Below are 25934 nucleotides of genomic sequence, written 5' to 3'. Positions count from 1 at the left end.
TGATGCTATATATCGATTTAAAATTACATTTTTGCAAAAATTTTAACTAAGATAAATGCAAAGCTATCAGGAATTTCTTGACCTAAGTGTTGGTTTTCCGCAAGACGGATTTGACATCATTGATGATGAGCTCTATTTTCATGATTTAAACTTGATGGAAATGATAGAGACATATGGTACCCCTCTAAGGTTTACCTACCTTCCCATTATCAGTAAAAAAATCCAACAGGCGAAAATTCTCTTTCAAACTGCTATTCTGAAAAACAACTATCGAGGATCTTATAAGTATTGCTATTGTACAAAGAGCTCGCATTTTAGACACGTTGTGGAAGAAGCCCTTAAAAATGACATTCACCTGGAAACATCTTCTGCTTTCGATATGCCGATGATCGATGCCTTGGAAAAAAAGGGAGTTGTATCGAAAGATATTACAGTGATTTGCAACGGTTTTAAAACTTTCCAGTATAAGCAATATATTGTAGATATGTTGCACGATGGGTTTAAAAACATCATACCCGTGTTGGACAACAAGGAGGAGTTCAACCTTTATGATGACGAAGTTGAATTAGACGAGCCTTGTAACCTTGGTATCCGAATTGCAGCCGAAGAACAGCCCGACTCGCAATTTTATACGTCTAGATTGGGAGTCCGGATGGAGGACATTCTTGATTTTTACAACAATAAAATTGTTCATAACCCGAATTTCAAAGTCAAGTTGTTGCATTTCTTTATCAATTCCGGTATTTCTGACACGCCTTATTATTGGAACGAGCTCGAAAAGTATGTAACACTTTACTGCAAGTTTAAGAAAATAAATCCTGATTTAGATACCTTAGATATTGGAGGCGGTATGCCTTTTAAAGATTCATTGGTACACGACTTTGATTATGAATACATGGTTAACGAAATCGTTAATCGGATCAAAGAAATATGCGCATTGCATGAGGTAATGGAGCCGGATATCATCACTGAATTTGGCAAGTATACGGTGGCCGAAGCCTCAGGCATCCTTTATAAAGTGTTAGGAAGAAAGCAGCAAAATGACCGCGAAAAATGGCTGATGCTCGATGGTTCTTTCATTACAAACTTGCCTGATGTTTGGGCATTAAATCAGAAATACATTCTTTTGCCGATCAATAATTGGGATTCGGAATACGAACGCGTCAATTTAGGTGGTATTACTTGTGACGGACAGGACTATTATAATCAGGAAGCACATATGAATAATGTGTTTATGCCAAGAACCCGAAAAGTACAATATTTGGGCTTCTTTCATACAGGTGCTTACCAAGAGGTATTAAGCGGTTACGGCGGGATACATCATTGTTTGCTCCCTTCTCCCAAACATGTGATCATTCGTCGCAATCGTGATGAAACGTTCAATTTTGAAGTCTTTGGAGAAGAACAAAACTCTAAGCAAGTACTAAAAATATTAGGTTATCATTAATCATTATAAATTAGCTGGAAAATAAGCCAGCTAATTTATAATTCTTTTAACGATTCTGAGTCGATGTGTATACTTGTTTGATTCTCTTGAAAATATCCCGGTATTATCAATCTGATCAATTTTTACTCTTCCGGATGCGTGGATAATCTCAGACTCATTTAATAATATCCCTACGTGGATAATCTTTCCTTCGTCATTATCAAAAAAAGCCAGATCTCCTAATCTTCCTTCCTGAAGGAAGTCGACAGTCTTTCCTTGTTCTGCCTGCTGCCAGGCATCTCTTTTTAGGCGAACACCAAAATGCTTATAAAATAATTGGACATATCCTGAACAATCAATTCCAAAGACGGATCTGCCGCCCCAAAGATAAGGTGCGTTCAGATAAAATCTAAGCACATCTTCTGCTTCTTGTTCAAAATCTTCCAAATCGGGTAATCGAGATAGCCCCAGAAAGAGGTAATCAGTATCATTAATACGGAAGCTATCGTTGTCCAAAAAAGGCAACGTGCTGCCAGGCAACAAGTGAAGGCTTTCCTCCTTACCCAACTTTAGTAGCATCGCATGGGTAGATAAGTCTGCTATCGGCTGTTCTTCATTTTGTATAGCGTTAAAGTCTTCCGCTGACAGCGAAACTTGCTGCCTCCCGTCAATCCACCCTTCGTAATCATCGTATCCCATTTTAACATATAGGTACTCGTCTTTTTTTTCTAAAACTTCAAAGACTTCACCAAACAGTAATTGAGAAACAATTTCGCTTTTATTGCCGCCTTCAGCCCGTACCGGTATGACGGGTAAATTACAAATTCCATACACCATGGTACACACAAATCATTGTATATGCAAACTTAGATAAAATGCCTTTACAATACAATCGGTTTTGCACACATAAACACCAAAACTTTCATCTATCTCAAATGTTATATGTTAACAACACAAAGCGATTATGATAGATTCATCATTAACAATAAGGACACAGCGTATTTTAATCGCTGTTGAAGACAGTAAATACTCTGAAAAAGCGGTTCGCTATGGTTATCACTTAGCCCAAGCTTTCAACGGTGAGGTAGCCTTGGTACATGTCATCGATCCGCCAACAAGCAGTACTTATGGGGCTGTCGATCCAATCATGGGTGTCAACCCGGTTTATATACCTGAAATTAACGAGGTGCAAGAGCAAGCATCAACAGATTTATTAAATAGATTAGCCTCGCTTTGGCCGAATGGCGAACAGCATGTGACAAAAATTAGTAAGTTGGGTCAACCGAGAAAGGAGATATTGGAAGCCGCTAATGAGTGGCAGGCAGACTTAATAGTGCTCGGGACTCATGGAAGAACAGGATTCGATCATTTTATCTCAGGAAGTGTCTCTGAAGGAGTGGCAAGACACGCGATTTGCCCTGTAGTGATCGTTCCTTATAAGGACGACGATCATTAAGAACTCATTTATGAGGAAGAGCAGCTAACAAATCGTTACCTGCTCTTCTTCGCTTGTCACTAGCCTTCGGCGTGCAACCAAGCCTTTTTAGCCAGTAATTCTTCCTGGGTTTCACGAACATCCTCGTCATCTACACAACAATCTACCGGGCACACAGCCGCACATTGCGGCTCATCATGAAAACCCACACATTCCGTACACTTATCTGATACTATATAATAGATTTCATCTGATAAAGCTTCCTGAGCTTCATCAGCATCCAATGTGGTCCCATCTCCAAAATCAATTACTCCGTGCAGCTCGGTACCATCAGAAAAACGCCATGCCATACCTGCATCGTATATCGCATTATTAGGGCATTCCGGTTCACAAGCTCCGCAGTTAATACACTCATCAGTAATTTTAATTGCCATTATCTTCTTAAAAAATCCGTTTATACTTTATTTTTGCAAATATTACTTTTTCAACAATAATCTACAAATTTAGTAGTTTTTTGTCAAACATGGTAGTATTTTTATTGCAAATATAACATTTAAAAAGTTTTTCCACTTTGAAGAATCACAATTTGACAAGCCATCAACGCATCGCCGCCTTTTCTGCACTGGGCAACTATATGGAAACGGCGTCAGATAGCTTACACGCAATCATCGAACAAGCAGGATATCATAACAGTTGGTTTACACCGGCTAATACAAAAAAGGCACTCCATGCTATTGCCAAAACGCTGGTTAAACCGGTCTTAGCCGACTGGATACAACCTTACTTGCCTGACATCGATCCCATGTCCGGAAAAACGGTGGGACTGGTTCTCGCAGGGAATATACCTTTGGTAGGCTTTCATGATATATTAACAGCGTTAATAGCAGGTTTTAAAGTTCAAATAAAACTGTCTTCTGACGATAAGTACTTGATTCCACATCTATTGGACAAGTTAATTGAATTTGAACCGGCATTTAAACAACACATTAGTTTGGTAGACAGACTTCAGCGTTTTGACATGATTATTGCAACAGGAAGTAATAATACCGCTCGCTATTTTGAATACTATTTCAAGAATGTACCTCACATTATTCGAAAAAACAGAAATAGCGTAGCTGTTATTTGGGGTGACGAAACAAAAGCCGAACTGTCAAATATCGGCTACGATCTCTTCGACTATTACGGCTTAGGGTGTAGAAATGTTTCTAAACTTTATTTTCCTAAAAATTATGAAATCAGTTACTTCTTTGAAGCTATCGAAACCTTTAGTACGGTTATCAATCATCATAAATACCATAACAACTACGACTATAATAAGTCAATTTATTTGGTAAATGGCGACAGGCATTACGATAATGGCTTCCTCTTGCTTAAAGAGGATCAACGCTTAGCATCTCCATTAGCTGTAGCTTATTACGAACACTATAATGATATAGAAAGTTTAACCGCACAATTAAATGAAAGAAATGAAGAAATCCAATGTATTGTAACTAACAGAAAATTGACCACCATTGCGCCATCCTTTTCTTTAGGTAAAAGTCAGGAGCCTGCATTGGACGATTATGCTGATGGTGTTAATACTTTAGCTTTTTTATTGAGCAACAAATAGGGATGAAAAAATAAAGCACTATACGAACGCGCTCATTCCGGTAATCGCCCTCCCAACAATAAGGGAGTTAATTTCTTTGGTCCCTTCATATGAGTAGATCGCTTCAGCATCGGCAACGAAACGAGCCACATCATGCTCCAAAAGGATACCGTTCCCGCCCATCACTTCTCGGGCCTGTCCTACGATGTCACGTGTTCGTAACGAGCAAAAAACCTTTGCCAAGGAGGCGTGCTCATCCTTTAATTGCCCGGCATCCTGTAGCTCAGAAAGGCGAAAAACCAGCGTTTGCATAGCTGTTAAATTAGAAAGCATCTCCACTAAATGATTTTGTATTAATTGAAAAGAAGCTATCGGCTTGCCAAACTGCTTTCTTTTCCGGGTGTAATCGAGCGCGCTCTCATAAGCCCCACGTGCACATCCAACCGCCATCCAAGCCACCCCTGCACGGGTCATACGCAATACATTGGCCGTATCTTTAAAAGAATTAGCGTGAGGTAAACGGTCTTTTTCTTCAATTACACAGTCCTTTAAAGTGATTAGCCCATTTTGGACAATTCTTAATGCCATTTTCCCTTTTATTTTTTCGACAGAAAAGCCTGGTGTATCTTTTTTCAAAATAAAGCCCTTCACCTGGCCATCATCCAAATCGCGCGCCCATATAACAATAAGATCAGCAAAAGTTGCATTTCCAATCCATTTCTTCTGCCCGTTCAACACCCATCCCTCCGCCGTTCGCTTACAGGTTGTCGTTAAACCACCGGCGGCACCTGAACCAACTTCCGGCTCTGTTAAGCCGAACGCACCTATCTTCTGCATTTTATTCATCTGCGGCAACCACTCTTGCTTTTGCTCTTCAGAGCCACACAAATAAATCGATCCCATTGCCAAGCCGCTCTGAACCCCGAAAAAAGTTGCTATGGAAGCATCTACCCGAGCCATTTCCATGGCCAATACACCCTCCATTAAAAATGATTTATTCGGACAACCATAACCGTTATAAGTAATGCCCGCCAAACCAAGTTCGCCAAATTTAGGAATCAGCTCAAATGGGAACTCGTCATGCAACCAGTATTTATTCACCAAGGGTTTTACTTCTTGTTCCATAAATTGGCGTATTCGGAGTTGCAAAGCACGATCTTCTGCACTTAATCGGTCGCTTAGCTCATAAAAATCCCCATTAATCGGAGGTAGCTCTTTCTTTTTCCCGTCGCCGTCCATCATTTTCAAAAGTCCCTTCAACTGATTATCATCTAATTTTGAAAAACCATCCATCACTTTAACGAGGTCAACTTTTTGGGAGATTTTTGATAACTGATCAAAATCAATATGCTTGAGCAAACGAAAGGCTTCTTTTATTTTAGTGAACGTATTTGACATATTTTTAGGTTTTAGAATATGATAACAAAATAAAGAAGAAAGTGTTTAACATCTCACTTTTTTCCATTCATAAAGCTTACCGCAGATTAAAGAGGTTATCTACGCCTAATAATCTCTTACAAGTAAAGCCCTCGGCGTATTTAGCTCCGATATACTTGCCATATTCTCTAGCCCGAGCTTCGATTATATTTAAGAAGTCCGGATTAGATATATAGGTTTGCGGCTCTTCAACAGCATAATCTTCATTAAAAAACTGCGATTTGAAAGCACGAATACTTTCAATCTTCTGATCCCAATAATCACTCACATCTACAACAATATCCGGCTTAATATAATGATCTTGGATGAGCTGCAATAGAAGCCTCGGACGATGAGGTTCCTGATAGGTTTCATCTACCTTTGTTTCGATTCGTCGCAGTCCCGATAAAAAGCAAGCATCTGTTATTAATTCACCCGCTCTCCCATGATCAGGGTGCCTGTCATATAAAGCATTTCCAATGATAATCTCAGGTTGATATTTTCTAATGGCTTTTATGAGTTCAAGTTGCTCATACTCTTCATTTTTGAAAAAACCATCTCGCAGGCCCAAATTCTCTCTAGCACTCAGTCCAAGTATAATACTTGAATCCGCAGCTTCCTTCGCTCTGCTCTCAACGGTGCCTCTTGTACCTAATTCGCCTCGCGTCAGATCAACTATACCCACCCTTTTTCCTAGTGCAACATGCTTTAAAATAGTACCCGAACATCCCAGCTCTGCATCATCGGGATGTACAGTAATTACTAATATATCTAATTTCACGTGTTATTATTTTATATTACCTAATGTGCATTTATTACAGAAACCGTTCTATTTTCCGAATCAAGCGTCTCGATAAGGGCTGCGTAAAACTATAAAAATAGTCAACAACACGCCCCTCTCTATCGATTAGATATTTATGAAAGTTCCACAGCGGCTTGCTATTGATTCTGCCATTCAACAATTTATCGCCAAGAAACTTGTACAATGGATGGGCATCAGGGCCCTTCACTTTGATACGATCATAAACTGAAAAACTTAACTTTTGCTCAATACTACAATAATGCTGCAATGCCATACCACTCAAACGCTCCTGACTTCCGAAGTCATTCGAAGGAAAGGCCAATATTTCAAAGCCTCGATCTTTATAGCGTTCATAAAGCTTTTCCAATTGTTGATATTGGGGCGTAAAGCCGCAAGCACTGGCTGTATTTACGACTAATAAAACCTTGCCTTGATAAATGTTAAAATCAACCACGGAGCCATCAGGCTTCATTGCACAAAATTGGTATATAGCATCCATTAATAGAAGTAACGATTGTTGTTGGCGTAGTTCCGGATAATAGTTTCTATTTCGCGGTCTTCGTCAGGGTCATAGGTATTCTTTAAATTATGACCAAATATTTTCGCCACAGACTGATAAAAAAAAGCAGATACTCCACCCCTTAGCTCTTTCACTAGCTCGTAGCTGGAATTACCCGTTTGTCTATTGATAAGTTTTATTAATATTTCCCCTTGAGATACCGACATGTTTTTTATCTCTCGGTTAAACATCGCTTTAATCTCTTTCTCGCAATCTTTGATAAGCCTTTTTTGATCCTTTTTTTTGGGCGTTACCGCTAGATCGCGCTGTAATTTATCATAACGGTCTTCTGCAAATTTGGCATACGGAAGTACTTTTAAGACATTATACTTTAAGCGATTATATCGAGCTCTGTCTGCCGGTGTTTTAAAAATCCGATAATCGGTAATCACGACCTCCCTCAATAAAATCCAAGGTATCCGTTCACCGTCAACAATGGTTGTTGGCAACATAATTGGCGTGATATTTGAGGCATTGTTAGAAGTATTAGCTAAACTATCTTTATTAACCTGCTGTGCCAAGCCCTCTCTACCAAAAAAAAGCAGTAAATAAATTAACATTAAACGTAAAAATTTCATAGATTTAGCTCTTACTAAACTTCCAATAAAGTTAAATAAAAATTGACGACTAATACAATTTTTATTAAACCTTCCGAGACATTTACAATCTCAAAGGTAGGAAATAAATTTTTTGCATATAGAATAGATATTTACGAAATTGAGGACCATGAAGGAATTAGTGATTGATTTAGAGGCTGAGAAAAAAGAGATCTTAAAACGGTATCGGGCGTTATTGCGAGCTTGTAAGCCCACCTTGCAAAAGGGTGACAAGCAGATGATCCGGAGGGCATTTGATATGGCCTTGGAAAACCATAAAGATATGCGCAGGAAATCCGGAGAGCCCTACATTTACCATCCAATCGCTGTTGCCCAAATTGCGGCTGAGGAGATTGGGCTGGGTACTACTTCCATCGTTTGTGCTTTATTACACGACGTGGTGGAAGATACCGATATTACTTTAGATGAAATTGAAAACAAATTCGGCAAAAAAGTAGCTAAAATTATTGATGGCTTAACCAAAATCTCAGGAATCTTTGATCCGAATAGCTCTATACAGGCAGAGAATTTCAGGAAGATGCTCCTTACCCTTGCCGATGATGTACGGGTGATTCTAATTAAATTAGCGGACCGACTGCACAATATGCGAACCATGGAATTCATGGCCCGTGATAAGCAGCTGAAAATCGCTTCTGAAACAAGCTATCTATATGCACCTCTTGCCCATCGTTTAGGTTTGTATGCTATTAAATCGGAGCTGGAAGATCTTTCCATGAAATATACAGATCCTGATACATACAAGTTCATTGCAAGAAAATTAAATGAGAAGAAAGCGGAACGGGAACGTTATATACAGGAATTTATTGGCCCTATTCAGGAAATATTGACGGAGCAGGGAATTAGAGCCAGTGTTTTTGGCCGTCCTAAATCCATTCATTCTATTTGGAATAAGATGCGGAAAAAATCTATACCTTTTGAGGAGGTATACGACTTATTTGCAATCCGTGTTATTATTGACACAACACAGGAAATGGAAAAGGCAGAATGTTGGAAAGCCTATTCCATTGTCACGGATCTATACAGACCTAATCCTGATCGATTGCGTGACTGGATCTCTTCACCTAAAGCAAACGGTTATGAATCTTTGCATACCACCGTTATGGGACCCAAAGGTCAATGGGTTGAAGTACAGATCCGCACCAAACGGATGAATGAAATTGCAGAAAAAGGCTTTGCTGCACATTGGAAGTATAAAGAATCAAACTCCGATAGTGGTCTTGATCAATGGATACAGAAAGTAAGAGATATTTTGAGTAACCCTGAATCCAATGCCTTGGACTTTGTTGATGACTTCAAAATGAATCTCTTTTCAGATGAAATATTCATTTTTACCCCGAAAGGAGCCCTTATTCAGCTTCCTTTAGACGCTACCGCTCTCGACTTTGCTTTTGAAATACATTCCGATTTAGGCGCAAGTTGTATTGGAGCAAAAGTAAACCATAAACTGGTACCCCTTTCACATAAGCTTTCCAATGGTGATCAAGTGGAGATTATCACCTCCAATAAACAAACACCCAAGGAAGATTGGCTGAATTTTGTTGTTACGGCAAAGGCTAAGTCAAAAATAAAATCTGCATTAAAAGAAGAAAAGCGGCGCATAGCGGAAGATGGAAAGGAAATCCTGGAAAGGAAACTTAAATCGATTAAGATTACCTATAACACCGATAATCTCAATAAATTAAGCTCGTTTTTAAAGCTGCCATCTACACAGGAATTGTTCTATAAAGTAGCTAAAGGTGAAATTGACCTAAAACAACTGAAGGAATTTGCAACGGCTGAAAAGTCAGTGGATACTTCAAGCGGAGCCAGTACTAAAATCGAACAACATGTTGACGGCTTACTTAGAAAAGTAGACAAAAAGGATAAAGAAACCTTATTGATTGGCGATGATTTTCAGAAACTCGATTATACACTTTCGGCTTGCTGTAATCCTATTCCGGGAGATGATGTATTCGGTTTTGTAACGGTTAACGATGGTATAAAAATTCACCGCACGAATTGTCCCAACGCGTCTAAATTAATGGCCAATTACGGTTACCGCATCGTGAAAGCCAAATGGACCTCTCAACAGGAATTAGCGTTCCTTACCGGTTTACGCATTGTAGGTATTGATGATGTCGGATTGGTTAACCGGATTACTACGGTTATTTCCCAAGATTTTAAAATCAACATTCGATCGATTACAATCACCAGTAATCAAGGTATTTTTGAAGGATCGATCATGGTGTATGTAAATAATACGGAGCACTTAGATAGCTTGATCAAAAAACTAAAGCAGATTAAAGGCATTACGGGTATTACACGTTTTGATTCAGAGGGATAACGGTAATGGGTTAAATGACCGACAACTGACACCTGGTAACTAAGCACCTAATAGCTCCCGGCTACGAGCTCACATGCTAGCTTTATAAACTGAATGTCAAGGATAACCGCGAAGTTCTTATATACTTTTGGGTTATTTGCATATAACAAGCAATTTAGCTAAGTTTGTACATAATTAAGGATTATTATGTCTACAGCAGAAACAACAAGTATGGTCAGAAAGATTTTCGAGGCATACCTCGAAAATAAAAGCTTGCGCAAAACTCCTGAGCGCTTTGCCATCTTGGAAGAGATATACTCAAGAAACGACCATTTTGATGTGGAATCCCTGTATATCCACATGAAAAATAAAAAATACCGAGTGAGCAGAGCTACCGTTTACAATACATTGGAGCTTTTGGTATCTTGCGACCTGGTGACGAAACACCAATTCGGTAAAAATATGGCCCAATTTGAAAAATCATATGGGTATAAGCAACACGATCATATTATCTGTATCGAATGCGGTAAAGTTGTTGAATTCTGCGACCCCAGAATTCATCAGATACAAAGCATGATGGGAGAGCTTTTAAAGTTTGACATCAAGCATCACTCATTAAATCTATATGGGGTTTGCAGTGAGTGTAACGAAAGCTGCCCTAAAACCGAAGCAAACCAAAGCCGAAATAAAGAGGTTGTTTCAGTTTAGCAATGTACTGTATAATACAATATTTCGAGGTGTTCAAAAAGAAGCATTTCAATTGCTGTCTGTTATCAAAGAAGTGAGCTATTAATTAAACGCTTTATTAGCTCGAAGATAACATTCTTTTTGAGCACCTTTTTTTTGTTTCTCCTATAAATTATTAATTAAACGACATACAATAACAAATCATGATGAAAGTCGATGTGCTTTTGGGCCTACAATGGGGCGACGAAGGTAAGGGTAAAATTGTGGACGTCCTAACGCCACAGTATGATTTAATTGCCCGTTTTCAAGGCGGACCGAATGCCGGACATACACTGGAATTTGACGGGCAAAAATACGTACTGAACACCATTCCCTCCGGCATATTCAATAAAAACACGTTAAATCTAATCGGTAATGGCGTCGTTATCGACCCCATTATTCTCAAAAGAGAGCTTGAAAATTTAAAAAAAAGCGGGTTCGATCCGCTTGCAGAAGGAAAATTGGTGATTGCTCGTAGGGCACACCTTATATTGCCTACGCATCAATTACTCGATGCCGCTTCCGAAAGTAAAATGGGAGCTGGAAAAATTGGATCCACCTTAAAAGGGATTGGACCAACTTACATGGATAAAACCGGGCGCAATGGCATACGTGTGGGTGATACTACCTTACCCGATTTTGAAGAACGCTACCAAAAGCTCGTCGAAAAACACAAAAGTATCCTTTCACATTATGGTGAGATTCCCAACTTTGACGAAAGAGAACAAGCTTTCTTTGAGGCTATTGAATACCTGAAAGCTATTCCTCATGTTGATAGTGATCAATTGGTCAATAATTATCTAAAGGATGGTAAAACGGTATTGGCAGAAGGAGCTCAAGGGACACTATTGGATATTGATTTTGGTTCCTATCCTTTCGTTACGTCTTCTAATACTACAACTGCCGGGGCATGCACCGGTCTAGGTGTTGCGCCAAAAAATATTGGTCAGGTCATTGGAATTTTCAAAGCCTATTGCACGCGGGTGGGTGGTGGCCCCTTCCCTACGGAATTGGAAAATGAAACCGGCGAAAAGTTGCGTCAAATCGGACATGAATTCGGAGCCACAACAGGCAGATCCCGTCGGACAGGCTGGATTGACCTTCCTGCATTACGCTACGCGATCCAGCTGAATGGTGTAACTGAATTGGTGATGACCAAGGCCGACGTATTAAGTGGATTTGAAGAAGTGAATGTATGTACGCACTATATACATAATGGAGAAAAGATTGATTACATGCCATATGACATCAATACGTTAAAACCTGAACCTGTTTATGAAACCCTAAAAGGGTGGAATGAGGATATTACCGGTATCACTTCGGTTGGTCAAATCCCTACAGCATTAAAGGAATATATTCAATATCTGGAAAAACAATTAGGTGTCAAAATAAAATATTTATCAGTAGGCCCTGATAGAATGCAAACGCTTATTTTGGATTAACCGAGATGACATCCACAGAATATCAGATCGATGATATTGTTAACTTTACAAAGAAAGCCCTTCAATGGGCTTCTTTATTTAATACAGCCTGCTGTTTGGTCAGCCAGGGCGAGCATGATGACGCCTATAGTAAATTTGACGCACTGATCGCCGCAGATGTATTACATGACTTTAAAGATGGTCACGAAGATAGCTTTCAAGCTTTGCAGGCATTCATCAAGGATCATCCCGCGCAATGGATTCCCGGATTTTTAGCCTATGATCTGAAAAACGAAATAGAGGCCCTACATACCGCCCACCCAAATGAACAGGAAACGCCTAACGCCTATTTTTTCGTACCGAAACATTTGCTACATATTAAAGGCAATACAGTTACAATCCAAAGCGAAACACCATCCGAGATTTATAATGGAGTCGTAAATACCCTATTCGTTCCGCCTTCTTTTGTTTTCACAGGAACTGTACAGGCTAAAATGTCTAAGGAGAATTACATAAATGTATTCCAAAAATTACTGCGGCATATTCATCAAGGAGATATTTACGAGGTGAATCTTTGTCAGGAATTTTTTGCCGAAGATGTTGTCCTTACACCAATAGAGGCTTTTCTTCAATTGAGCGAACTATCCCCCACCCCTTTCTCTGCTTATTTCAAAACGGGGGAGCATCACATTATATCGGCTTCTCCGGAAAGGTTTCTGGCGAAAAGAAACCGCTTGTTAATCTCGCAGCCTATTAAGGGAACGGCACCTCGTGGAAAAACGGAGGAGGAAGACATTGCATTAATCAACAAACTTAAAACTGATGGAAAAGAAATCAGTGAAAATATCATGATCGTAGATTTGGTACGAAATGATTTAACGAGAAGTGCTGAACCGGCTTCTGTCAAAGTAAAGGAGCTGATGGGCGTTTATAGTTTTAAACAGGTACATCAACTTATTTCTACGATCACTGCAGTGGGGAGAGAAAATTTAGAGAATACAACTGGTATTCGGAATACATTTCCCGCAGGTTCAATGACGGGCGCTCCCAAAGTGAGCGCGATGCGATTAATAGACAGGTATGAGTCTAGTCGAAGAGGCCTATATGCTGGCAGTATTGGTTACTTTGCGCCTGATGGAGATTATGACTTCAACGTCGTAATTCGTTCCCTTTTATACAATGCTCATAAGAAAAGGCTTTCCTTCCACGTTGGCGGGGCAATAACTGCCGGAGCAGACGCCTTGACCGAATACGAAGAGTGCCTGCTAAAAGCGCGGGCTATCCTGGAATTGTTAGGTACTCAAATTTAACCTTAATCATAAACATGGCCGCATCCGTCGTCTCTTCATCCCTCCCGCAAGCTAAGACACCTTACTTTTTATAATACCGCATCGCTTCCGGAATCAGTCTTTGAATATCAGCAATACGCCTTTGATCACTAGGGTGTGTACTTAAAAATTCAGGAGGTTTCTGTCCGCCTGCCCGGGAAGACATTCGTTGCCAAAACGCCGTCGCTTCATTCGGATTATATCCTGCCATCGCCATAAAGGTTAATCCCATTCGATCGGCTTCGCCCTCTTGATTTCTCGAGTATTTTAGTAATGCCACTTGGCTACCTACACCATATAACTGGCTGACAAGGACTTGTGTTAATTGAGATTTTTTGGATGTCGCTAATCCCACCCCGACGCCAATACCTTGGGCAGCCATCACATTAGAGGCCCGTTCAGATGAGTGCCTTGCAATTGCATGCGCAATTTCGTGCCCCATGACAGTAGCTAAACCAGCTTCGTTTTCCGTAACCGGTAAAATTCCTGTGTATACAGCTACTTTACCGCCCGGCATACACCAAGCATTCACTTGTTTGTCGTCAATTAAGTTAAACTCCCAACTAAACTGGTATTGATCAGCATATCCCTGCTGTTGTAAGTAAGTTTCTACGGCCCGTGCTATTTTACGGCCCACATTCTGCACCAATTGCGCATTAGCTGTACCTTTTATAACTTTGGTTTTCGGGTCGCTTAAAAGCTCGCGATAAGCAAGCGTCGCCTGTTGTTGCATCGTTTTATCGTCTACCAAACTTAATTGCTTTCTTCCCGTTAAGGGTACGGTAGAACATGCTGCAAAAAAAACGAGTAAAAGTAATGAACCAAATAATTTAGTTTTATTCCAATTCATAATGATGATTATATTTGAAAAATACAGCAATTGTTGTGCCGATATGACGACTTTACGTATTCTTCTTTTTAAACAATGTGATTTTTGATTCCTTGCCTTTCAGTAGTCGCTCAATATTCTTTTGGTGTGTAACGAGTATAAGCGCGCAGATACACATACCATATAATAACAACGACTTATAGGGCGTTTGAAAAACAAAAACGATGCTAAAAGGAAAAGTAAAACCAGCTAAAATAGATCCCAAGGAAACGTAACGGGTAAGCATCAGCACACAGATAAAAACACCTACACATAATAAAGCTGCTTGTAAATGCACGGCCAGTACCATTCCAAATAATGTCGCAACCCCTTTCCCGCCCCGAAATCCGGCAAACAGAGGGAATAAGTGTCCCATAACGGCGATTACCCCTAACGCAAGTTGGTAATTAATAAAGAGTACAGAACTTGTAGGTCCGGTAATGGAAACACCGATAAAGTAAGCTAAATTTGTTGCAGTCCACCCCTTCAGAATATCGATAATCATAACAGCAACGCCGGCTTTGGCACCTAGGACCCTGAACGTATTAGTAGCTCCTGCGTTTCCGCTGCCATATTCCCTTACATCTACGCCATAAAAAGATTGTCCGAGCCAAACGGCTGTTGGTATGGATCCAAAAAAATACGCAACCAGAAGTGCAATAATGGCATTAATCGATGTCATCGGGTACAATGATACTAAAAAGGAAAATCTTATTAGTAAAAAATCTTAACTTTAGTTAACAATCTGAGCTTTCAAACTCATATCAAGGCTCTTAACGGAATGCGTTAAAGCGCCTATAGAAATATAGTTAACGCCGCAATCCGCAAATTGTTTAGCATTTTCAAGGGTAATGCCTCCAGATGCCTCTGTTATAAACCTTCCGTCAACTAAATTCACCGCACGCTTTAACGTTTTGAAATCAAAATTATCCAATAAGATCCGATCAACACGACCAAAATCAAGTACAGCTTGAAGTTCCTCCAAATTTCGGACCTCAATCTCTATCTGGATTGCTTTTTTCAAAGATCGTTTATATTCATGTGCAGCCGATAAAGCAGCGGCAATTCCCCCTGCATAGTCCACATGATTGTCTTTGATCAATATCATATCATATAGGCCAAAACGGTGATTAACACCTCCGCCTATACGCACCGCCTCTTTCTCTAAAAAGCGAATTCCCGGTGTCGTTTTTCGTGTATCAAGCACTTTTGTCTCTGTGCCTGCCAACAGCTTCACAACCTTATGAGTTGTTGTTGCAATACCGCTCATCCGCTGCATCACATTAAGTACTAAACGTTCTGCTATTAAAATGGAATGAATACTGCCTGCTACGAATAAGACAATATCACCAACGGCAACTTCACCACCATCGTTCTGTTGAATGGTGATTTGCAAGGAGGGATCTACTTCGCGGAAAATAGCAACAGCTACCTCTACCCCTGCTAAAATCCCGTCTTCCTTAATTATTAACTTGGCAATTCCCTGCTTTCCGGACGGAATGGTAGACAAAGAAGTATGATCGCCATCGCCAACATCCTCCTGCAGCGCCTGCTTTATAAAGTCACTAAGTTGTTTCTTATCTATTGTGCTCATATTGTAAATCGGCTCCAAACCTAGTGAAAATTTCGTGAATAGAAAAAGTTTTATAACGCTCTTTGACTGTCCTATGCAATGATGAATTTGTTTCGATATTATTTTACCACATCAATACGTATGTCCGTAATTAAAAATTTAGAGTTGAAATTTTTGAGAGACAGGGAAACCCTAAACTTCTCGGTGGAGGAGATCAATTCGACGACAGCATAACGGTTACTGGCATTTGTTTCCATTCTATGAAGAATTTTTCCACTTCTAAATGTATGTCTGTCAAAAAAATTGTGAAGTAATATTTCGGCCTGGTTTTTTGAATAGGTGTTACTTTCTTCCAATAAAGAAAGACTTACCGTACTGGACAAATAAAAGGATAACTCCTTACTGTTCCCGGTTCTAAAGCAATTTGTAATATTATCAATCAAATCGTCTATACGGGAATAAACAACATGAGACTTTAGGTTGGTAAAAAAAAGAAGCAATATAATACACGCACTTTTCATCATCCCGACAGATAAGAATTTAGCTCAATTACGTTAACACTTGCAATTATGTACATTTTATAGCACGATACTTTCTGCTGCATATTGCAGCTAAAAGCATGCCATTTTGTCTATTTTTTTGTCAAGGCACACCTATTTACCAATATTTAAAAAAAATTGAGCAAAGGATCATTTTTTGTATTAGGTTTGTGAAAAGAGAAAACAAAATAAAATAAAAGAATAGCAAAAATGAAGAAAGCAATGCTCATAATTCTTGACGGTCTTGGTTACGGCAAGAATGATGATTCCAATGCGGTAAAAGCCGCCAATACACCCTTTTTAGATCATTTATTAAGTTCATACCCGCACTCCAAACTGGAGGCGTCCGGTGAAGCTGTTGGTTTACCGAACGGACAGATGGGAAATTCAGAAGTAGGACATATGAACTTAGGTGCTGGCCGTATTGTATATCAAGAGCTTGGCCGTATTCATAAAGCGGTAGAAGATGGCGAACTAAATCAAAATACTATTCTTCAACAGGCATTTGCCTACGCCAACACTGAAGGCAAATCGGTACATTTTATCGGCTTGGTTTCTGACGGCGGAGTTCACGCACATACCAAACATCTTCGCGGTTTATGCGATGCAGCTGAAAACGCAGGCTTAACGGAAAATGTCTTTATCCACGCCTTTTTAGACGGTAGAGATACTGATCCACACTCGGGTGTAAATTATATTGCCGAATTAGAAAAATATTTGGCAGGTCGCCGGGCAAAGCTTGCCTCTGCAATCGGGCGTTATTATGCAATGGATAGAGATAACCGATGGGAAAGGGTGAAAGAAGCCTATGATCTCCTGGTTCACGGACAGGGAACGGCAAGCAAAAATCTGATTGATGCAATTCATGCTTCTTATGCGGACGGCGTGACTGACGAGTTTGTAAAGCCAATTGTCAAAGTCGATGAAACAGGCAAACCATTAGCAACTATTCAAGAGGGAGATGTAGTTATCTGTTTTAATTTCCGAACAGATCGTGGGCGTGAAATTACGATAGCGCTAACTCAAAAGGCCTTTCCTGAGTACAATATGACGCCTTTGAATTTAAAGTATATTACAATGACGTCGTATGATGAGACCTTTAAAAATGTGGATGTGATCTTTCAAAAAGACGATATTACCGAAACTTTGGGAGAAGTACTGGAAAAAAATGGTAAGACGCAAGTACGTATAGCCGAAACAGAAAAGTATCCGCACGTAACTTTCTTTTTTTCAGGCGGCAGAGAAACGGAGTTTGTTGGTGAATCAAGAATATTGATCCCTTCTCCAAAAGTAGCAACCTACGATTTGCAACCGGAGATGAGTGCACAAGGTATTGCGGACGCTATTTGTAAAGAAATGGAAAGCAATCATCCGGATTTCGTTTGCTTAAACTTTGCAAACCCCGATATGGTTGGCCATACGGGTGTCTTTAGTGCGGTTGTAAAAGCTGTTGAAACGGTGGATAATTGCACCAAACAAGTAGTGGAAAAAGGTTTACAAGAAGGTTATTCTTTTATAATCATTGCTGACCATGGAAATTCAGAATATATGATAAATGAAGATGGTTCACCTAATACCGCACATACAACCAACTTAGTACCTTGTATTCTAATTGACAAAGATTACCGGCACATAAAAGATGGTAAATTGGGTGATATAGCTCCGACTATCCTGACGCTGTTAAATATTTCGGTTCCTCAAAAGATGACGGGTGAAGTACTCGTTTCCTAATAAAACTAAAATTGCACAGACGAGCGATGAAAAAGCGAAAGCAGTGACCTCAGCTGTGCAATTTTTTATTAACTTCGCCCCTGTATTGGAGAATCTCAGGTGTTTATCTTTCGCATGAAATATTTCCCTTCCCTCACACTACCTATGCTTGCGCTCTTTATGGGCATATCTTGTTCGTCGGACAATGGAGAAATGAAGGTCACTCATCCCCCCTACTTCGACTTGATTTCCTATTTTAAGCAAGAAGCACAATTTTTGCAGAAAAAAAATCCTTTGATCCTTAAAACCGTAGGTAAAAATGAGCAGCGCGAACAAATGAAGCTAAGGCTAGGCGACTGGCAAAGAGAATTTGAGCTCTTTTCCTCATCTGATATCAACAAGCCGGATTGGCTGCAAAGTTATCGGATCGATTCGGCAGACGGAAAGTTAAGTTACCGTGCGAAGGCGCCCCGGCTTCGAACAAAGCAAATAACCATTTACAAGGATCCTAAAGGTACGGTTAGACACATTCAAATCCTCAACGGAGAAAAAAATTGGCTGTATGAATCGTCTGAACGACTTGATTATTTTCCAGATTCCCTTTATGAGATAGAGAAAGAACAGTCTATCCGAATAATAGGTCGCAACAATTATATCATTACCGGAAGAATCTTATAATTACCAAAAAGCAAAAGGCCTTAGCACTGTTGTGCTAAGGCCTTTTAAAGCCTGTTAATTAGCTATTTAGACAGGTTACTCTTGTAAATCTTCACCTTCTTAATTTCTTTTGCTAAATCTTCTCTTTTAGCATTTGCGCTCAACACGTGCTGTAAATCGTCTATACTTTTTTGATAAGCTTCAGCAGCTTGATCTTTGTCGTAAACAGCGGTAGAATTAGTTCCTTGCAATATCCCTAAGTCGCGATAGGCCATTCCTCTACTTTGGTAATAAGACAAATCATCCGGATTAAGTCTTATAGCATTGGTAAAATCATCGATACTTGCTTGTAACATTTTGCTGCGCTCAGTTTCATTCAATTTACTCTCACTTTGAACAGCTAAGGTGTTCCGTGCTTTGCCTCTCCAATAATAAGCTGAAAAGTTATTTGGGCTCTGGCTAAGAAGTTTTGTAAAAGAAGTAATGGCCTTATTATAATCCGCACATCTGATCTGCGAATATCCCAACATGTAAGTAACAAGTGTATCCGGATTTTTCACTTTTTCTAAAGCATTTACTGCCGCTTTAAAATCCCCATCCATAATCGCCTTATTTCCCAAACGAACGTAGGGATTACTGGATGACGATTGTGACTGAGCGGCTACAGCGCTTACGGAAAAAATAAAAACTCCCAGTAACACCAACTGTTTCATTGATTTACCAAAATTCATAAATTGATAGCGTCTAATGTTCATTAATTAAATTTCTTTTATTCCTTGGGAGGCTATTATGACACCTTGCATAAAGCCTAAAGGTTTATCCCTCTCTAAGATAGCAATCTCATTGCCATTTCGACACAAAAATAAACTAAAAAATGTGTATTTTATTGTATCGCATTAAATATTATTCATTTACAGGCTTTTAAATTTTATTGTAGTATCATTGCATTTATAAAAGATAACAAAGGGCATGACCTGAAAATATGACACAAATGCTAAAAAAGATTGCATAAATAGATATTGGCATAGCGCTTGCAACAATACCTATTCAGTTGTTTACAGAATAAAATAAGCAGGCAGACTGTCATTTTGACCCAAAACCTGTTACAACATAAATATAAAACATACAAATGAGCAAGTTTGATCTATTTGATTTTAACCAAGCATTACCAATCATAAATGAGGACACGGAATTTTTTCCACTATTTACACAGCAAGATGAGGACGATATGAGTAGTGAAGAGTTACCCGAAGTTCTATCCATATTACCTTTAAGAAACACGGTATTATTTCCGGGAGTGGTTATACCGATAACCGTAGGGCGAGACAAATCCATCAAACTAATAAAAGAAGCCTATAAAGGTGATCGCGCCATTGGTGTAGTTGCCCAAAGGGATATGTCAATTGAAGACCCTTCATTCGATCAATTGCACACGGTTGGAACTGTGGCTATGATCATAAAAATGCTGCAGATGCCTGATGGTAACACGACAGTGATCATTCAAGGTAAGCAACGTTTTAGACTCAAAGAGGAAATACAATCGGAACCGTATATCAAAGCTTCCATCGAGCGTTTTATAGAGGAAAAAGCGAAGAAGGAAAAAGAATTCAATGCACTAATTTCTTCTATTAAGGAATTAGCTTTACAAATCATCAACATCTCGCCGAACATACCAAGCGAAACAGGAATAGCCATTAAAAATATTGAAAGCTCTTCTTTTCTAATCAATTTTATCTCTTCCAATATGAATGCTGATTTAACATTAAAGCAGCAACTATTGGAAATGAAGGATGTTAAGGATCGGGCAAATAAAGTGCTTGAACAGCTTACCGCCGAATTACAATTGTTAGAACTAAAAAATCAGATCCAAAACAAAGTTCGGGTTGACCTCGACAAACAGCAACGTGATTATTTTTTGAATCAACAATTAAAAACGATTCAAGAAGAACTGGGTGGCTCAACGCCTGATTTGGAAATCGAGGAGTTAAGGAAAAAATCCCTGGAGAAAAAGTGGAGTAGAGAAGTCGCAACCCATTTCAAAAAAGAATTGGATAAATTAAGCAGGATCAATCCAGCAGCGGCCGATTATTCCGTTCAGCTCAACTATCTCGAGCTCCTGATCGATTTACCTTGGAATGAGTTCAGTAAAGACAACTTCGATTTAAAACGTGCCGAGAAGATTTTAGATAAAGATCATTACGGGTTAGAAAAAGTAAAAAGACGTATTATTGAGTACTTAGCCGTCTTGAAGCTTAAAAGAGACATGAAAGCGCCAATCCTGTGCCTCGTGGGCCCTCCCGGCGTTGGTAAAACTTCATTAGGGAAATCTATTGCTAAGGCCTTAAACCGAAAATACGTTAGAATGGCGTTGGGGGGTGTTCGTGATGAAGCAGAAATCAGAGGGCATCGAAAAACCTACATAGGAGCAATGCCGGGCCGAGTAATCCAATCACTTAAAAAAGCCGGCACTTCAAATCCCGTTTTCGTCTTGGATGAAATCGATAAAGTCGGAAATGATTTTCGAGGCGATCCCTCTTCGGCACTATTGGAAGTCTTGGATCCGGAACAGAACAGCGCTTTTTACGATCATTATGTAGAGATGGACTTTGATCTTTCCAATGTCATGTTTATTGCTACTGCTAACTCTTTAAGTACTGTTCAGCCAGCTTTATTAGATAGAATGGAAATCATTGAGGTAAATGGTTACACAATTGAAGAAAAGATTGAGATCGCAAAAAAACACCTTTTACCTAAACAACGTGAACAGCATGGCCTAACGGCAAAGGATATTTCTTTGAAAGGTAGTGTAATAGAAAAGGTAATAGATGAATATACCCGTGAGTCCGGCGTGCGCGGCCTTGAGAAAAAAATAGGCGCTCTGGTGCGCGGTGCGGCAACCAATATTGTTATGGAAACGCCTATAGGCCCTAGCATCAGTCAGCAGGAAGTTGTTGATATTTTAGGTGCTCCTATTTATGACAAGGATTTATACGAAAGTAACGATGTAGCAGGCGTTGTAACAGGACTAGCATGGACTCAGGTAGGCGGCGATATTCTTTTCATCGAATCAAGTCTGAGCCCCGGTAAGGGAAAACTTACACTGACTGGAAATCTCGGAGACGTAATGAAGGAGTCAGCAGGCATAGCGATGGCTTATCTACGAGCACATGCGGCAGATTTTAAAATAGACTTTGATCTATTTGATAAATGGGACGTGCATATTCACGTACCTGCCGGAGCGACTCCCAAAGACGGTCCTTCTGCGGGCATAACCATGCTCACTGCTTTGGCTTCGTCCTTTACGCAACGCAAGGTGCGCGCCAACTTAGCGATGACCGGTGAAATTACCTTGCGCGGAAAGGTCTTACCGGTTGGAGGTATCAAGGAAAAGATTTTAGCTGCTAAGAGAGCTAATATTAAAGATATTATACTTTGCAAATCTAACAGAAAGGACATCCTGGAAATTAAAGAAGATTATATAAAGGATCTGAACTTTCATTATGTTAACGAAATGAAGGAGGTGGTAGATCTCGCTCTCTTGAAAGAGAAAGTAAAAAAACCTTTGGATTTTAGTATTAATAGATAAGAGAAGTCAAAAGTCAAAAGTCAAAATTCTATACAGCAAAAAAGCTATCGAATTCAATATCCGATAGCTTTTTTTACTTTTTAATTTTTACTTTCTACGGCCAAATTCCCATATTAAGGTACGAGGTAGCGATTTTATCAATCGAACTTACAAAAGCAGCTGTCCGTAAAGTATCAATTTTATTGTTCGCATTTCGTATTCTTCTTATTTCATGGTATGACCGGATCATGGTATCTTCAAGACCTGAGTTTACCAACTCCAGCTCAGATGCACCTTTTACAATCACACTTCGTTGATCCGCTGTTAGTGTAACGCCTGTAACAGCCTCTACCATATTTACAATATTTCTATTAGCGGTTTCTTCATAACGTTTATCCATACGTCCAAAAGCAACATGCGAAAGGTTCTTCAACCATTCAAAGTAGGAAACGGTCACTCCCCCTGCATTGCAGTACATATCGGGAATAATAATGCCACCGTTTTTTGTAAATATTTCTTCCGCTTTAGGCGTGGTAGGGCCATTAGCCCCTTCAGCAATTATTTTTGCTTTAATTTTGCCGATGTTATCTTCGGTAATCTGCTTTTCTAAAGCAGCCGGCACTAATATGTCACAAGCTTGTTCAAGACCTTCGCTTGGATTAGCAAACTCCTTCTTCGCTTTTTTGTAGCCCAAAACTGTACCGGTATTCCTTCTATGCTCTAATATGGCGTCAACGTCCAATCCATCTTCATTATACAAGGCACCGTCGTACTCACATATTCCAACAATAATAGCACCGTACTCCTCCAACACCTTCGCTGTGTTATATCCTACATTACCAAGTCCCTGCACAATAACTCGTTTACCGGCTATGCCCGGCGTTAAACCCAGCGCCTTCATATCCTCCGCTACATCCACACATTCCCGAATCGCAATGGCAACACCTCTACCGGTTGCCGCTTTTCTACCGTCAATACCGCTCAGGGAAAGAGGTTTACCGGTAACACTTCCCAGTGCGTCCAGCTGCCCGGGATTCATGGTTAAATAAGTATCGGCAATCCAGCTCATTTCACGTTCGCCGGTACCATAATCCGGTGCCGGTACATCAATAGCAGGTCCGATAAAATTCTTCTTTACTAATTCTACCGTGTATCGCCTGGTGATTGTTTCTAACTCGGGTACCGAATAGTCTCTCGGATTGATGCAAATTCCCCCTTTCGCTCCTCCAAAAGGCACGTTAACAATTGCGCATTTATAAGTCATTAACGCCGCGAGCGCCATCACTTCATCTTCGTTCACCATATCACTGTAACGAATCCCTCCTTTGGTAGGAGATTTATGATGAGAATGTTCTACGCGCCAGGCATCAATAACTTCCAATTTACCATTCGCTCTACGGATCGGAAAGCGGAAACGATAAACACTGTTACAGGCTTTAATCTGATCCAACAAGCCTCTATCATGGTTGGTAAATTGAGCGGCATGATCAAAGAATTCGCAAACATCGTTAAAGAAACTAAACTCTCCCTGTGACTTACTTGTAGCCATAATGTAATAATTAATAATTGGTTTCTCCCTTAAGAAGCACCTAAACGTGCTAGCCTATTTTATTTTTCTTATTTTCCAATCGGCTAATTTTACGATCAATCGTGAAGAGATATATAATAAATCCGAAAAATATCACACAAACCACCGCAACCACTACATAAATCTTGCCCGAGCTCCGCATAACATCAGCCATCTCTACGTCGTTTGACGACTGTGCAAAACTATGAAAAAAGGATGTCAACCCTAATAGAAACAAAAGAATTAGCTTCTTCATATCTTTTAATACAAATTATTATTTTATTTTAAATAAAAATATCAAAATCCTATATTCCGTATACTTTTAAACGCTTTTTACCGGCGTCCATAAAACATAAAAAACCTTCTCGTCGAGCACAATACATCAGAATTTTGTCATGTTTCATCAAGAAAAGCTCATTTGTATTACGCCTCGTGTTCAATTAAACGGTAACGATACCTTAACGAGGTAATCCATAGACCAATAAGCATCCAGCCCAAAACAGCGGGGTAGAAAACCGCACGCATCGTACCATCCATATCTAAATTACTAAAGGCGGGGTTCCCCCCATTCCCCGGATGTAATGAATCGGTAAGACGTGGAAGGATAAAAAGCAACACGATCATAACAGGAAAGGCGAAAATATTGTAAATCGCCGAAATCTTTGCGCGCTTCTGTTCCTCATCTAATGCATTTCTCAACACCAGGTAGGCCAGGTACATTAAGGTCGCTATTGCGCTTCCATTTAATTTTGGATCATTCGGCCAGGGTTCGCCCCAAGTAACATTTGCCCAAAACATACCGGTGATCAAGCCAAATCCGCAAAACACAATTCCCACATTCACGCTTTCAACGGCTAACAGGTCATGCTTAACCTTTCCGGATGAGAGGTATTTAATACTGTAGATAACCGAGATGAGATAGAGTAATATCATCGCAAACCACATTGGAATATGAAAATAAGTATTACGGATCGTTTCGTGGAGAATGGGCAGCTTAGGCACCGGAATCAAAAAACCAGCAAGAACCGAGTAAAATACAAGTACTGCTCCTAAAATTTTCCACCAATAAGCCTTCATGTTGAATATATATATTTGAATACAAGCGTTGTTTAGTCTTTCCAAATGTAAGGAAATAACAATAAAGATACCGTAATGACGATTAAGTTTATAGCCAATAGCACCCCAATCTCATCATAGCTGACACTTCTTTCCAAGCCATCCATGGCATTTTTCGACAATTTAATCAACACAATAATAACGGGAATTAAAACAGGAAAACTAAGAATAGCCATCAACGTACCGTTACTTCCTGCTTTTGCGCTTATACCCGAAACCATGGTAAGCGTGGTACCGAAACTGATACTTCCGATCAAAATCGTAATGAAATAAAGGGTGGGATCTCCTATTTCATTTTTAAATATGGTACTATAAGAAAAAAATGCTACCGCTGCTAGCAGTAGCATTAATAGCATATTATAAATGATTTTTGATAAAATCACCGCTTGAGCACTTACCAAAGTATAATAGTAGAGGTGCCTTCCTTTGCTTTCTTGGGTAAAACTTTTAGCTATAGCATTGATAGCTGTAAAAAGTAATATGATCCAAAAAAGTGCATTCCAGATAACCGGATGAACTGATTTAAACGCCTGATAACAAACAAATACAGTCGAAACCACATAAAGCAGGATACCATTTAGTGCGTATTTAGATCGCCATTCTAATCTGATTTCCTTTTGCAGAAGTACATTTACTTGCCTGAATAGATTCATTTCGGGCAAAGATACTATTTAGTTGTCAGTTATTAGTTGTTAGCGAATCTTAAAAAGCTCATCGCT

Annotated in this window: 25 protein-coding genes; 10 read left to right on the top strand and 15 right to left on the bottom strand. The window is 39.6% G+C overall.

What is annotated here, in order from left to right:
- The first annotated feature begins 55 nt into the window (after positions 1–55).
- Positions 56–1447, top strand: coding sequence for an arginine decarboxylase (locus E0E36_RS19035; RefSeq protein WP_013666270.1), 1392 nt, complete (start codon positions 56–58; stop codon positions 1445–1447).
- Between the two features lie 30 nt (positions 1448–1477).
- On the opposite strand, the gene E0E36_RS19030 is transcribed toward E0E36_RS19035, so the two are convergent.
- On the bottom strand, positions 1478–2263 hold the full coding sequence (locus E0E36_RS19030; RefSeq protein ID WP_013666269.1) for a C40 family peptidase: 786 nt from the start codon (positions 2261–2263) through the stop codon (positions 1478–1480).
- A gap of 127 nt (positions 2264–2390) precedes the next feature.
- On the opposite strand from E0E36_RS19030, the gene E0E36_RS19025 reads away from it, so the two are divergent.
- Entirely contained in the window at positions 2391–2882 is a 492-nt protein-coding gene (locus tag E0E36_RS19025; RefSeq protein WP_013666268.1) for a universal stress protein, read from the top strand.
- A gap of 59 nt (positions 2883–2941) precedes the next feature.
- Here E0E36_RS19025 and E0E36_RS19020 read toward each other — a convergent pair whose 3' ends face one another.
- Positions 2942–3295, bottom strand: a complete 354-nt coding sequence (locus E0E36_RS19020) for a 4Fe-4S dicluster domain-containing protein (RefSeq protein ID WP_013666267.1) — start codon at positions 3293–3295, stop codon at positions 2942–2944.
- 137 nt (positions 3296–3432) lie between these two features.
- Between E0E36_RS19020 and E0E36_RS19015 the strand changes: the two genes are divergently transcribed.
- Positions 3433–4470 carry an acyl-CoA reductase gene (locus E0E36_RS19015; protein WP_242627317.1) on the top strand — a complete coding sequence of 346 codons (1038 nt, stop codon included), beginning with the start codon at positions 3433–3435 and terminating at the stop codon, positions 4468–4470.
- Positions 4471–4488: 18 nt separating this feature from the next.
- On the opposite strand, the gene E0E36_RS19010 is transcribed toward E0E36_RS19015, so the two are convergent.
- From E0E36_RS19010 to E0E36_RS18995, 4 genes are all read right to left on the bottom strand, one after another.
- Entirely contained in the window at positions 4489–5847 is a 1359-nt protein-coding gene (locus E0E36_RS19010; RefSeq protein ID WP_130857346.1) for an acyl-CoA dehydrogenase family protein, read from the bottom strand.
- A gap of 76 nt (positions 5848–5923) precedes the next feature.
- Positions 5924–6646: a bacillithiol biosynthesis deacetylase BshB1 gene (gene bshB1, locus E0E36_RS19005; protein ID WP_013666264.1), complete on the bottom strand. Its 723-nt coding sequence runs from the start codon at positions 6644–6646 to the stop codon at positions 5924–5926.
- 34 nt (positions 6647–6680) lie between these two features.
- The gene (locus tag E0E36_RS19000) at positions 6681–7166 is read right to left on the bottom strand and encodes a glutathione peroxidase (protein WP_013666263.1); all 486 of its coding nucleotides are present in this window, start codon (positions 7164–7166) and stop codon (positions 6681–6683) included.
- Positions 7166–7804, bottom strand: a complete 639-nt coding sequence (locus E0E36_RS18995) for a DUF4294 domain-containing protein (RefSeq protein ID WP_013666262.1) — start codon at positions 7802–7804, stop codon at positions 7166–7168. Before E0E36_RS18995 ends, E0E36_RS19000 begins: the two co-directional genes overlap by 1 nt.
- 148 nt (positions 7805–7952) lie before the next feature.
- Here E0E36_RS18995 and E0E36_RS18990 point away from each other — a divergent pair, with 148 nt between their 5' ends.
- The 4 genes from E0E36_RS18990 to E0E36_RS18975 all read left to right on the top strand — a co-directional run bounded on the left by E0E36_RS18990 (position 7953) and on the right by E0E36_RS18975 (position 13602).
- Positions 7953–10166, top strand: coding sequence for a RelA/SpoT family protein (locus E0E36_RS18990; protein ID WP_013666261.1), 2214 nt, complete (start codon positions 7953–7955; stop codon positions 10164–10166).
- A gap of 186 nt (positions 10167–10352) precedes the next feature.
- The gene (locus tag E0E36_RS18985) at positions 10353–10853 is read left to right on the top strand and encodes a Fur family transcriptional regulator (RefSeq protein WP_013666260.1); all 501 of its coding nucleotides are present in this window, start codon (positions 10353–10355) and stop codon (positions 10851–10853) included.
- A gap of 185 nt (positions 10854–11038) precedes the next feature.
- A complete protein-coding gene (locus tag E0E36_RS18980; protein WP_130857487.1) occupies positions 11039–12313 on the top strand; it encodes an adenylosuccinate synthase in 1275 nt (424 codons plus the stop codon).
- Between the two features lie 5 nt (positions 12314–12318).
- A complete protein-coding gene (locus E0E36_RS18975; RefSeq protein WP_130857345.1) occupies positions 12319–13602 on the top strand; it encodes an anthranilate synthase component I family protein in 1284 nt (427 codons plus the stop codon).
- Between the two features lie 61 nt (positions 13603–13663).
- Here the strand turns inward: E0E36_RS18975 and E0E36_RS18970 are convergent, their stop codons facing one another.
- The 4 genes from E0E36_RS18970 to E0E36_RS18955 all read right to left on the bottom strand — a co-directional run bounded on the left by E0E36_RS18970 (position 13664) and on the right by E0E36_RS18955 (position 16585).
- On the bottom strand, positions 13664–14470 hold the full coding sequence (locus tag E0E36_RS18970) for a M48 family metallopeptidase (RefSeq protein ID WP_130857344.1): 807 nt from the start codon (positions 14468–14470) through the stop codon (positions 13664–13666).
- A gap of 52 nt (positions 14471–14522) precedes the next feature.
- Entirely contained in the window at positions 14523–15170 is a 648-nt protein-coding gene (gene plsY / locus E0E36_RS18965) for a glycerol-3-phosphate 1-O-acyltransferase PlsY (RefSeq protein ID WP_013666256.1), read from the bottom strand.
- 51 nt (positions 15171–15221) lie between these two features.
- A complete protein-coding gene (gene nadC, locus E0E36_RS18960; RefSeq protein ID WP_207303786.1) occupies positions 15222–16082 on the bottom strand; it encodes a carboxylating nicotinate-nucleotide diphosphorylase in 861 nt (286 codons plus the stop codon).
- 98 nt (positions 16083–16180) lie between these two features.
- Entirely contained in the window at positions 16181–16585 is a 405-nt protein-coding gene (locus tag E0E36_RS18955; RefSeq protein WP_013666254.1) for a DUF4783 domain-containing protein, read from the bottom strand.
- 225 nt (positions 16586–16810) lie between these two features.
- Between E0E36_RS18955 and gpmI the strand changes: the two genes are divergently transcribed.
- Complete coding sequence (gpmI, locus tag E0E36_RS18950) at positions 16811–18331, top strand: 2,3-bisphosphoglycerate-independent phosphoglycerate mutase (protein ID WP_130857343.1); 1521 nt, start codon at positions 16811–16813, stop codon at positions 18329–18331.
- 114 nt (positions 18332–18445) lie between these two features.
- On the top strand, positions 18446–18988 hold the full coding sequence (locus E0E36_RS18945; protein ID WP_130857342.1) for a hypothetical protein: 543 nt from the start codon (positions 18446–18448) through the stop codon (positions 18986–18988).
- A gap of 62 nt (positions 18989–19050) precedes the next feature.
- Here E0E36_RS18945 and E0E36_RS18940 read toward each other — a convergent pair whose 3' ends face one another.
- Entirely contained in the window at positions 19051–19722 is a 672-nt protein-coding gene (locus E0E36_RS18940) for a tetratricopeptide repeat protein (RefSeq protein WP_013666251.1), read from the bottom strand.
- A 374-nt stretch (positions 19723–20096) separates the two neighbouring features.
- Here E0E36_RS18940 and lon point away from each other — a divergent pair, with 374 nt between their 5' ends.
- Positions 20097–22553 (top strand): endopeptidase La, encoded by a 2457-nt coding sequence (gene lon / locus E0E36_RS18935; RefSeq protein WP_013666250.1) that lies wholly within the window; start codon positions 20097–20099, stop codon positions 22551–22553.
- A 94-nt stretch (positions 22554–22647) separates the two neighbouring features.
- On the opposite strand, the gene E0E36_RS18930 is transcribed toward lon, so the two are convergent.
- The 4 genes from E0E36_RS18930 to E0E36_RS18915 form a co-directional block, all read right to left on the bottom strand.
- A complete protein-coding gene (locus E0E36_RS18930) occupies positions 22648–24081 on the bottom strand; it encodes a Glu/Leu/Phe/Val family dehydrogenase (RefSeq protein WP_130857341.1) in 1434 nt (477 codons plus the stop codon).
- Between the two features lie 49 nt (positions 24082–24130).
- Positions 24131–24355 carry a CcmD family protein gene (locus tag E0E36_RS18925; RefSeq protein ID WP_013666248.1) on the bottom strand — a complete coding sequence of 75 codons (225 nt, stop codon included), beginning with the start codon at positions 24353–24355 and terminating at the stop codon, positions 24131–24133.
- 167 nt (positions 24356–24522) lie between these two features.
- Positions 24523–25176 (bottom strand): cytochrome c biogenesis protein, encoded by a 654-nt coding sequence (gene ccsA, locus E0E36_RS18920; protein WP_130857340.1) that lies wholly within the window; start codon positions 25174–25176, stop codon positions 24523–24525.
- Between the two features lie 32 nt (positions 25177–25208).
- Complete coding sequence (locus E0E36_RS18915; RefSeq protein WP_013666246.1) at positions 25209–25868, bottom strand: heme exporter protein CcmB; 660 nt, start codon at positions 25866–25868, stop codon at positions 25209–25211.
- Between the last annotated feature and the right edge of the window lie 66 nt (positions 25869–25934).

Source organism: Olivibacter jilunii (assembly GCF_900607235.1).
Classification (GTDB): Bacteria; Bacteroidota; Bacteroidia; order Sphingobacteriales; family Sphingobacteriaceae; genus Olivibacter; species Olivibacter oleidegradans.
The sequence above is the reverse complement of the archived record's forward strand: the minus strand, read 5'-3'. Positions and strand labels throughout refer to the sequence as shown.

Coding starts and splice junctions, on each gene's coding strand:
- ccsA (WP_130857340.1), bottom strand. CDS start 25,176: ATGAAGGCTTATTGGTGGAAAATTTTAGGAGCAGTACTTGTATTTTAC.
- gpmI (WP_130857343.1), top strand. CDS start 16,811: ATGAAGAAAGCAATGCTCATAATTCTTGACGGTCTTGGTTACGGCAAG.
- E0E36_RS18940 (WP_013666251.1), bottom strand. CDS start 19,722: ATGAACATTAGACGCTATCAATTTATGAATTTTGGTAAATCAATGAAA.
- nadC (WP_207303786.1), bottom strand. CDS start 16,082: ATGAGCACAATAGATAAGAAACAACTTAGTGACTTTATAAAGCAGGCG.
- E0E36_RS18980 (WP_130857487.1), top strand. CDS start 11,039: ATGAAAGTCGATGTGCTTTTGGGCCTACAATGGGGCGACGAAGGTAAG.
- E0E36_RS18975 (WP_130857345.1), top strand. CDS start 12,319: ATGACATCCACAGAATATCAGATCGATGATATTGTTAACTTTACAAAG.
- E0E36_RS19010 (WP_130857346.1), bottom strand. CDS start 5,847: ATGTCAAATACGTTCACTAAAATAAAAGAAGCCTTTCGTTTGCTCAAG.
- E0E36_RS18945 (WP_130857342.1), top strand. CDS start 18,446: ATGAAATATTTCCCTTCCCTCACACTACCTATGCTTGCGCTCTTTATG.
- E0E36_RS18915 (WP_013666246.1), bottom strand. CDS start 25,868: ATGAATCTATTCAGGCAAGTAAATGTACTTCTGCAAAAGGAAATCAGA.
- E0E36_RS18985 (WP_013666260.1), top strand. CDS start 10,353: ATGTCTACAGCAGAAACAACAAGTATGGTCAGAAAGATTTTCGAGGCA.
- E0E36_RS18930 (WP_130857341.1), bottom strand. CDS start 24,081: ATGGCTACAAGTAAGTCACAGGGAGAGTTTAGTTTCTTTAACGATGTT.
- E0E36_RS18970 (WP_130857344.1), bottom strand. CDS start 14,470: ATGAATTGGAATAAAACTAAATTATTTGGTTCATTACTTTTACTCGTT.
- E0E36_RS19030 (WP_013666269.1), bottom strand. CDS start 2,263: ATGGTGTATGGAATTTGTAATTTACCCGTCATACCGGTACGGGCTGAA.
- E0E36_RS19000 (WP_013666263.1), bottom strand. CDS start 7,166: ATGGATGCTATATACCAATTTTGTGCAATGAAGCCTGATGGCTCCGTG.
- lon (WP_013666250.1), top strand. CDS start 20,097: ATGAGCAAGTTTGATCTATTTGATTTTAACCAAGCATTACCAATCATA.
- E0E36_RS19020 (WP_013666267.1), bottom strand. CDS start 3,295: ATGGCAATTAAAATTACTGATGAGTGTATTAACTGCGGAGCTTGTGAA.
- E0E36_RS19025 (WP_013666268.1), top strand. CDS start 2,391: ATGATAGATTCATCATTAACAATAAGGACACAGCGTATTTTAATCGCT.
- E0E36_RS18990 (WP_013666261.1), top strand. CDS start 7,953: ATGAAGGAATTAGTGATTGATTTAGAGGCTGAGAAAAAAGAGATCTTA.
- E0E36_RS18925 (WP_013666248.1), bottom strand. CDS start 24,355: ATGAAGAAGCTAATTCTTTTGTTTCTATTAGGGTTGACATCCTTTTTT.
- E0E36_RS19035 (WP_013666270.1), top strand. CDS start 56: ATGCAAAGCTATCAGGAATTTCTTGACCTAAGTGTTGGTTTTCCGCAA.
- E0E36_RS18955 (WP_013666254.1), bottom strand. CDS start 16,585: ATGATGAAAAGTGCGTGTATTATATTGCTTCTTTTTTTTACCAACCTA.
- plsY (WP_013666256.1), bottom strand. CDS start 15,170: ATGACATCGATTAATGCCATTATTGCACTTCTGGTTGCGTATTTTTTT.
- E0E36_RS18995 (WP_013666262.1), bottom strand. CDS start 7,804: ATGAAATTTTTACGTTTAATGTTAATTTATTTACTGCTTTTTTTTGGT.